At 55.3% G+C, this 8,339-nt stretch carries 9 protein-coding genes and 1 tRNA gene; 3 read left to right on the top strand and 7 right to left on the bottom strand.

Translation table 11 applies throughout. The annotated features are described in order from the left end of the window. Both UTM25_RS08970 and UTM25_RS08965 read right to left on the bottom strand, forming a co-directional pair. On the bottom strand, positions 1–211 hold a 211-nt coding region (locus UTM25_RS08970; RefSeq protein WP_320714648.1), incomplete at its 3' end, for a hypothetical protein. 20 nt (positions 212–231) lie between these two features. After that, positions 232–307: transfer RNA gene (locus UTM25_RS08965), tRNA-Phe, on the bottom strand. A 169-nt stretch (positions 308–476) separates the two neighbouring features. Here UTM25_RS08965 and UTM25_RS08960 point away from each other — a divergent pair. Next, on the top strand, positions 477–1,322 hold the full coding sequence (locus tag UTM25_RS08960; RefSeq protein ID WP_194401595.1) for an AraC family transcriptional regulator: 846 nt from the start codon (positions 477–479) through the stop codon (positions 1,320–1,322). Between the two features lie 36 nt (positions 1,323–1,358). Beyond that, positions 1,359–1,949, top strand: coding sequence for a LysE family transporter (locus UTM25_RS08955; RefSeq protein WP_194401594.1), 591 nt, complete (start codon positions 1,359–1,361; stop codon positions 1,947–1,949). On the opposite strand, the gene UTM25_RS08950 is transcribed toward UTM25_RS08955, so the two are convergent. From UTM25_RS08950 to aspA, 5 genes are all read right to left on the bottom strand, one after another. Beyond that, the gene (locus UTM25_RS08950) at positions 1,946–2,521 is read right to left on the bottom strand and encodes a transcriptional regulator (protein WP_023310110.1); all 576 of its coding nucleotides are present in this window, start codon (positions 2,519–2,521) and stop codon (positions 1,946–1,948) included. The genes UTM25_RS08955 and UTM25_RS08950 overlap by 4 nt on opposite strands. A gap of 49 nt (positions 2,522–2,570) precedes the next feature. Continuing rightward, complete coding sequence (locus UTM25_RS08945; protein WP_194401593.1) at positions 2,571–4,262, bottom strand: protein-disulfide reductase DsbD; 1,692 nt, start codon at positions 4,260–4,262, stop codon at positions 2,571–2,573. Further along, on the bottom strand, positions 4,238–4,561 hold the full coding sequence (gene cutA / locus UTM25_RS08940; protein WP_014168278.1) for a divalent cation tolerance protein CutA: 324 nt from the start codon (positions 4,559–4,561) through the stop codon (positions 4,238–4,240). Before cutA ends, UTM25_RS08945 begins: the two co-directional genes overlap by 25 nt. A gap of 113 nt (positions 4,562–4,674) precedes the next feature. Then, positions 4,675–5,976, bottom strand: a complete 1,302-nt coding sequence (locus UTM25_RS08935) for an anaerobic C4-dicarboxylate transporter (RefSeq protein WP_023334226.1) — start codon at positions 5,974–5,976, stop codon at positions 4,675–4,677. Positions 5,977–6,091: 115 nt separating this feature from the next. After that, entirely contained in the window at positions 6,092–7,528 is a 1,437-nt protein-coding gene (aspA, locus tag UTM25_RS08930; RefSeq protein WP_003855923.1) for an aspartate ammonia-lyase, read from the bottom strand. Positions 7,529–7,863: 335 nt separating this feature from the next. On the opposite strand from aspA, the gene UTM25_RS08925 reads away from it, so the two are divergent. Beyond that, positions 7,864–8,328 (top strand): FxsA family protein, encoded by a 465-nt coding sequence (locus UTM25_RS08925; RefSeq protein ID WP_023616652.1) that lies wholly within the window; start codon positions 7,864–7,866, stop codon positions 8,326–8,328. Positions 8,329–8,339 lie beyond the last annotated feature (11 nt).

Raw genomic sequence — 8,339 nt, 5'->3', positions numbered from 1 at the left:
AATTAGAAGAACCCCGTACCGAAAGGTGCGGGGTTTTTTGCTTTGTGCGCAGAAAAGTCCGTTGGCGCTGTGCTTGCCGGGCCTGCGGGCTCAGTAGACCGAATAAGGCAAAGCCGCCTTCCGGCAACGCAGACCGCACGATCCCACGGCAAAGAGAAGCAAGAATACAAAGAAGGGATGTATAAACGCAGAAAAGCAAAAACCCAGCCATAGGCTGGGTTCTTTAAATAGTGGTGCCCGGACTCGGAATCGAACCAAGGACACGGGGATTTTCAATCCCCTGCTCTACCGACTGAGCTATCCGGGCAACGGAGCGCATTAAACCGCAATCACGCTCGATCGTCAACATTATTTCGGGAAAAGCTGTTCAACTGCTTAAGTTTGCGGCAATCTGTCCGCTTTCGCCGTGAAAATGCACAAATCTTCCAGACATAACCAGTGTAATACGGCAATGCTGATAGCAAGAGGAGGGCAGTATGGCAAATGACTGGCTTGAACTGCGTCAGCATGCAGATACGGGTATTGAGACGATTAAAGCGCATTTCGAAGGGCATGCCTTTGATCCGCACTGGCACGATAGCTATCTGGTAGGGATAACCCTCTCTGGCACGCAGCAGTTTCACTGCCGCCGTGAGCGTCATCGTAGCCAGCCGGGCGACGCATTTCTCCTTGAGCCTGGCGAGATCCACGACGGTGATGCGCCTGTAGAGGGCGGCTTTACCTATTTGACCTTCTATCTTGATGAGCGCTGGCTTACCCGCGCGCTACAGGGGCTTTACGAAGCTACTCCAGGGAGTTATTCACTCCACTTTGCCCAAACGCTGACGCGGGAGCCACAGCTGGTGCGCGCTATCGGTGAGACATTCTCTACCCTGCATAATGACGAGATAAAAATCGTTCAGCAGAGCACAATGGACAATCTGCTCTCCCGGATCACCGCCCATTGTCACTGGCGTAAGAAACTGCCGTCGCAGTTACAAAGCGCTGCCGTGGCGCATCGTGCGCGGGACTATCTCTATGCCCATATCGGCGAGAACGTGGGGCTGTCAGACATTGCGCGCGAGACGGGCACGGATCGTTTTACCCTGACGCGCTGTTTTAAGCGCGAGTTCAACCTGGCGCCACACGCATGGCTTATTCAGCTTCGTCTGGCAAAGGCCCGACAGTTGCTGGCGCGTGGCGACCAGCCCGTTGATGTGGCTGCCGCAGTGGGATTTGCCGATCAAAGCCATCTGGGGCGTTGGTTTCAGCGTGCTTACCGCATCTCTCCTGCACACTACCGACGGTTGTGCACAAACCTTCCAGACGTTTCCAAAAAATAACGGCACATTCATGGCTCTAATAAAAAGGAGCCACCTGTGAGTTTGATACCCTTTCTGTTGTTCGCATTTGTCGCCTCCATTACGCCGGGGCCGACCAATATTCTCGTGCTGACGAACAGCCAGCACTTTGGCGTAAAAAATACCGTACCTGCTATTATGGGCGGGTGTATCGCAGCCAGTGCGATCGTGCTGGTATCCGGCGCGGGCGCGGGGGAAGTGCTGCGTCAGTACCCTCTGATACGTCAGATAATGAGCTGGGCAGGCGTGCTGTGGCTAAGCTGGATGAGCTGGCAGCTGTTTCGCGCCCCGGCTGCCCGTCTCTCCGCTGAGCACCGTATCCGATTCACCGCTCGGGCGGCGGCACTGCTGCAGGTTGTGAATCCCAAAACCTGGATGATGGCGCTGGCCGTCGTCAGTCTGTTTGCCCCTGCTGGCGACCATGCATTGCGGGATATTGCGCTAATGGCGCTATGGTTTCTGCTGATCTCGATAGCCTGTTTGATGTGCTGGGCGTGCTTGGGTAAAGCGGTCAATCGAATATTTCGCACCACCGTGGCGATGGTGCGGTTTCAGCGCCTGATGGCGCTGTGTCTGCTCATCTCCGCCTGGGCGGGAATGCTGGCTTAGGTCAGCGCTCCACCCATTCTGCATTGGGCAAAGCGTAGAATATCTTCCGCCAGGCGGTGCGCCGTGTCCACATCTGCCTGGCTACGGTTCACCAGCATGCGGCTGAGGCAACCTTCCAGCACCAGCTCCATCTGTTTAGCCACCATCGCAGGGTCATCGACTTCCAGCGTGGTCAGCAGCTCGTGGGTGAAGTCATGCGCCGCCCGTTTTTGCTGCTCCGCCAACTGGTGGATAGGATGGCCTGGGTCGGGAAAATAAGTGCAGGCGGCGATGAACAGGCAACCCGGGTAGCGGTTGTTGCTGACGCATTCGGTCAGCGCGGTATAGCGCGCCAGCAGCTTTTGCTCCGCGGTCAGTTCTTCATTCAGCATCAGTTGCCTGCGCCAGATATCAACCTGCTGGCTGAGATAGCGCAGGGCATCATAGAGTAGCGCCTCTTTATCCGGCCAGAAGCGCTTAAGTTCATCCAGAGGATAATCGATACGGTCGGCTACCATCTCAAGCGTGGTGCTGGCGATCCCTTGAATCTCAAGTAGTTGCAGGGCTTGTCCCAGTACGTCTTCACGTTGCACGGTTATCTCCTCCGCTATTCCCAACGGTTTGTCCCGTTTAAAGTGTTGTTTACGGTTGGCGATTGCGCAAATGCGCGCTAAATGCCGCAGCATCCATAAACCCGGTTACACGCTGCCCTTGCTGCTCCTGGCCCTGTTGATTGAAGAACAGAATGGTTGGCAGCCCGAGTACGTTAAGCTGCTTCAGCAGAGCCTTATCCTGCGCATTATTGGCGGTCACGTTAGCCTGGAGCAAAACGGTCTCTTTCAGAGCGCTTTGCACCTGTGGATCGCTAAAAGTATATTTTTCAAACTCTTTGCAGGCGACACACCAGTCGGCATAGAGATCGAGCATCACCGGTTTGCCTTTCGCCTCTGCCAGAGCGTTGTTAAGTTCATCCACGTTTTTTATCTGAGTAAAGTTCAGATGCGCCTGGGTCTGACTCACCGATGTGCCGAACGCCCAGTCCTGCAGAGGGCGTACGCTCACCAGCGCGGCAGCCAGCAGCAGGATTTGCACCAGGCGCATCCATGGCTTCTTCGCCCCCAGGCTGACAATAAACGCCCAGGAAAAGAACGCTACGCCGAGCATCGCCCACAGGCGCAAACCCCAGGCGTCGCCGATGATACGCTCAAGGAGGAACACCGGCAGCGCGAGGATGACAAAGCCAAATGCGGTTTTCACCGTCTCCATCCACGGGCCGCTCTTCGGCAGAAGTCGATTACCGAAAACCGTGACCAGAATCAGCGGCAGGCCCATGCCCAGGGCATACAGGTACAACGTTCCTCCGCCGAGCCACATGTTACCGCTCTGGGCGATATAGAGCAGGATGGCGCTCAGCGGCGCGGTGGTGCAGGGAGAGCATATCAGCCCGGCAATGGCACCCATCGCGAACACGCCGCCTGCGGAGCCGCCCTGCTGACGGTTGCTCATCAGCGTTAAGCGCGTTTGTAGCGAGGAGGGCAGCTGTAGCGTGAACAGGCCAAACATTGACAGCGCCAACAGGATAAACACCGCTGACAGGCCAATGAGAACATAAGGATGCTGGAGTGCGGCCTGGAACTGTAACCCGGCAGCGGCAACCACGAGGCCGAGCGCCGTGTAGGTTAGCGCCATTCCCTGCACGTATATAAAGGCCAGCAGCAGCGCGCGGGCAGTAGAAAGACGCTGTTTGCCGCCCAGCACGGTGCCTGAGATGAGCGGATACATCGGCAACACGCACGGCGTAAAGGCAATGCCTATACCAATCAGTAACGCCCACAGCGCTGAGAACGGAAGGTCAGCGCTGTCGTTGGTTTTCTCAAACGAGGGGACCGGCGTTACAGCAGCAGACGCTTTCACTTCGCTAAGCGGCACGACTTTCGTTTCCGGCGGATAGCAGAATCCGGCGTCCGCGCACCCCTGGTAGGTCACCGTCAGCGTTGCACCGTTATCGGCCTGATTCACCGTCACGGGCACGCTCAAGCGCTGGCGGTAGATTTCACTCTTGCCGTAGAACTCGTCCTCGTGCCACTCGCCAGCGGGCAACTGTAATGCGCCCACGTTTGCCTGGGCAGGAGTAATGCTCACCTGCTTGCGATAGAGGTAATAGCCCTCTTTCACCTGCCAGGTAAGACTGAGATCGTGTTGGTTTTGCTGAAAGTCGAAAACGAACGCCTGGTCGGCAGGAATAAAGTTCGAACGGCCGGGCGCGTCAAACAACCCGGCAAAAGCTGACGTGCTGCACAGCAGCAGGATCAGCGTAAGGAAGCGTTGAGCCATGAGAGATAGTCGTTATCGCCGTGGACCACTGGCAGCACCAGCAGTTCCGGAGTTTGGTAAGGATGATGAGATTTGAGGCAGTCCAGGAGAGCCTGCTGATTCGCCAGATTAGTTTTGAGCAACATCTGGACTTCGTACTCCTGCTCCAGCTTGCCTTCCCAGTAATAAAGGGAGGTAGCACCGGGGAGGAGCGTCACGCAGGCTGCCAGTTTTTCGGCCAGCACTTTGGCGGCGAGATCCTGGGCAGAGGCTTCATCAGGGGCGGTACACAGTACGACAACAGCATCAGGCGTGTTCACAAGTCGACCTCCTCATCACGAAAGGCTTCACTATATCACGCAAGGCGGTTGGTCATTAATGAAACGGGCCGCAGAGCGGCCCGATTTTAACTATTTTTACAACCACTCGCGGTTTACAGCACCACACCGCCAATGATAAAGCCGAGGATTACGCAAAGTGAAATGGCGACCACGCCCGGGATCAGGAACGCGTGGTTAAAAACATACTTACCGATACGTGTTGAGCCGGTGTCATCCATCTCCACCGCCGCCAGCAGGGTTGGGTAGGTTGGCAGAACGAACAGGGCAGAAACCGCCGCGAAAGAGGCAATCGCCGTCAGTGGCGTAACGCCCAGCATCAGTGCCGCAGGCATCAGCGCTTTGGTGGTCGCCGCCTGGGAGTAAAGCAGGGTAGCGGCAAAGAACAGCACCACCGCCAGCAGCCACGGGTAGTTGTGCAGCAGGTCGCCTGCTACGGTCTGAATGTCGCTGATGTGCGCTTTCACGAAGGTATCACCAAGCCAGGCTACGCCGAGGACGCACACGCAGGCGCTCATACCGGATTTGAAGGTGCTGGCGTTCAGCACTTCGCTGGTGTCGATTTTACAGGTGATGCTAATCAGCGTCGCGATGGTCAGCATAAACACTACAATCGCTTCGTTACGCGGCAGGACAGGGTTCTGGATCAGGCCCACGGTGTCGCTGATGGCGGTCGCGTAGAACATCACCGCGACAATACCGATCAGGAACAGCAGCACGGAGCGTTTTGCGTGCGGCTTCAGCTCGAAGACCTGGCTGCCGCGCAGTCTCACTTCACCCTTGGCAAGGCGTTCCTGGTAAACCGGATCGTCTTTCAGTTCAGCGCCGAGGAAGTTACACAGCACGGCAGTGATCATCACCGCGATCAGCGTCACCGGGATACAGATCGCCAGCAGCGTCAGATAGCTCACGCCCATCGGCTCAAGGATACCGGCGAAGAAGACCACCGCAGCGGAAATCGGCGAGGCGGTAATCGCAATCTGGGACGCGACGACGGCAATAGAGAGCGGACGAGACGGACGGATACCCTGCTCTTTCGCCACTTCGGTAATCACCGGCAGCGTAGAGAAGGCGGTGTGGCCCGTACCGGCGAGGATGGTCATAAACCAGGTCACCAGCGGGGCAAGGAAGGTAATGTATTTTGGATGGCGGCGCAGCATACGCTCCGCCAGGCTTACCAGGTAGTCCATACCGCCTGCCACCTGCATGGCGGCGATAGCGGCAATAACTGCCATGATGATTTCGATAACGTCGAACGGGATTGCGCCGGGTTTAATCTGAAAGATAAGGGTAAGAACGAGCACCCCGAGACCGCCGGCAAAACCGATGCCGATACCCCCGAGTCTTGCTCCCAAATAAATCGCCAACAAGACGATGACGAGTTCTGCTCCAAACATAAGGACCTGCCTTGCTTATTAACAAGTTGATATTGAATTGTTGTATTTAGGTAACGCCTAAAAAGAAAAAAGGCACGTCACAAGTGACGTGCCTTAAGAAGCCTAGCCAGAACGGTTACTGTTCGCTTTCATCGGTATATCGTTTCGCTTTATATGCCGGGTGCATCAGGTTCTGGGCCGAGAAGATATCGTCCAGCTCAGCTTCGGTCAACAGCCCGCGCTCCAGCACCACTTCACGTACGCTCTTACCGGTTTCGGCGCAAATCTTGCCGACGATATCACCGTTGTGGTGACCGATGAACGGGTTGAGGTAGGTGACGATCCCGATGGAGTTGTAGACATAACCCTCACAGACTTCTTTATTCGCCGTGATGCCGTTAATGCATTTTTCCAGCAGGTTGTAGCAGGCGTTGGTCAGAATGTGGATGGATTCAAACATCGCCTGGCCAATCACTGGCTCCATCACGTTCAGCTGCAGCTGACCCGCTTCAGAGGCCATGGTCACGGTCGTATCGTTACCGATGACTTTGAAGCAAACCTGGTTCACCACTTCTGGCACCACCGGGTTCACCTTGGCTGGCATGATGGATGAACCGGCCTGCAGCTCTGGCAGGTTGATTTCATTCAGGCCAGCGCGCGGACCGGAAGAGAGCAGGCGCAGGTCGTTACAGATTTTGGACAGTTTCACCGCCAGACGTTTCAGGGCGCTGTGTACCATGACGTAGGCGCCGCAGTCGGAGGTGGCTTCAATCAGGTCTTCTGCAGGCACAACCGGCAGGTTAGAGACTTCCGCCAGCTTCTGTACCGCCAGCTGCTGATAGCCATCCGGGGTGTTCAGACGCGTACCGATGGCGGTGGCGCCCAGGTTCACTTCCAGCAGCAGCTCGGAGGTGCGCAGCAGGTTTTTGGTCTCTTCGTTCAGCAGTACGTTAAACGCGTGGAATTCCTGGCCGAGCGTCATCGGCACCGCGTCCTGCAGCTGGGTACGACCCATTTTCAGGATGTCCTGGAACTCAACCGCTTTACGCTGGAAGCCATCACCCAGCTGGTTGATCGCATCCACCAGTTTCACCACAGAGGCATACACCGCGATACGGAAGCCGGTAGGGTAGGCGTCGTTGGTAGACTGGCATTTGTTTACGTGGTCGTTCGGGTTCAGGTACTGGTATTCACCTTTCTGGTGACCCATCAGCTCCAGGCCAATGTTTGCCAGTACTTCGTTGGTATTCATGTTGACGGAGGTGCCCGCGCCGCCCTGATAGACGTCAACCGGGAACTGGTCCATGCATTTGCCGTTGTTCAGCACTTCATCGCAGGCTGCGATAATCGCATTTGCCGCGCTTTTAGGAATGGTTTGCAGCTCTTTGTTGGCCAGTGCTGCGGCTTTCTTCACCATCACCATGCCACGGACAAACTCAGGGATGTCGCTGATTTTGCTGTTGCTGATGTAGAAGTTTTCAATCGCTCTCAGAGTGTGGACACCGTAGTAGGCATCCGCTGGAACTTCCCTGGTACCCAACAAGTCTTCTTCGATACGAATGTTGTTTAACATGTGAACCTTCTTTTCAAGCTGCCGATGGATTGTACTAAACACACAGTATTTATGTGGTTTTGAATATTTTCTGACCGACGATTATTCCCTCAATCAGCCAGATGCTCGAGATCATATGCTGATGATAGCGAATTGCCGTAAGCTGGATCACTTATTATCGAGCCGATTCCATGATAATTATTAATCTGTGAAATGGGTCACCGCTTTAAAATTTCCAAAAAAAATATCCGTGCAAACTGATTGAATTTTCGCTAACCGTCACCATCTCATACAAACGCGCGTCGCGAACACATTCAGACAGGGGCCCGATGGCCTCTGCCACACAGGAGATGCCAGTGCGCTGGATACCGTTTATTGCTTTCTTTCTCTATGTTTACATTGAGATTTCCATTTTCATCCAGGTTGCCCATGTGCTGGGCGTCCTGCTGACGCTGATTCTGGTGATTTTCACCTCCGTCATCGGCATGTCGCTGGTGCGTAATCAGGGTTTCAAAAATTTCCTGATAATGCAGCAGAAGATGGCCGCAGGGGAAAGCCCGGCGGAAGAGATGATCAAAAGTGTGTCGTTGATTATTGCGGGGCTGCTGCTGATCCTGCCGGGGTTCTTCACTGACTTCCTCGGCCTGCTGCTGCTTCTGCCGCCGGTGCAAAAACACCTGACCATGAAGCTGCTGCCGCATTTGCGCTTTAGCCGTATGCCGGGCGGCGGGTTCAGCACCGGGCCGGGCGATACCTTTGAAGGGGAGTATCAGCGTAAGGATGAACAGCACGACCGTTTAGATCATAAAGACGATCGGTGATTTTATTGCCC

It is taken from the genome of Enterobacter sp. 61D5, from assembly GCF_034107965.1.
In the GTDB taxonomy this organism is placed as follows: domain Bacteria; phylum Pseudomonadota; class Gammaproteobacteria; order Enterobacterales; family Enterobacteriaceae; genus Enterobacter; species Enterobacter cloacae_M.
The sequence above is the reverse complement of the archived record's forward strand: the minus strand, read 5'-3'. Positions and strand labels throughout refer to the sequence as shown.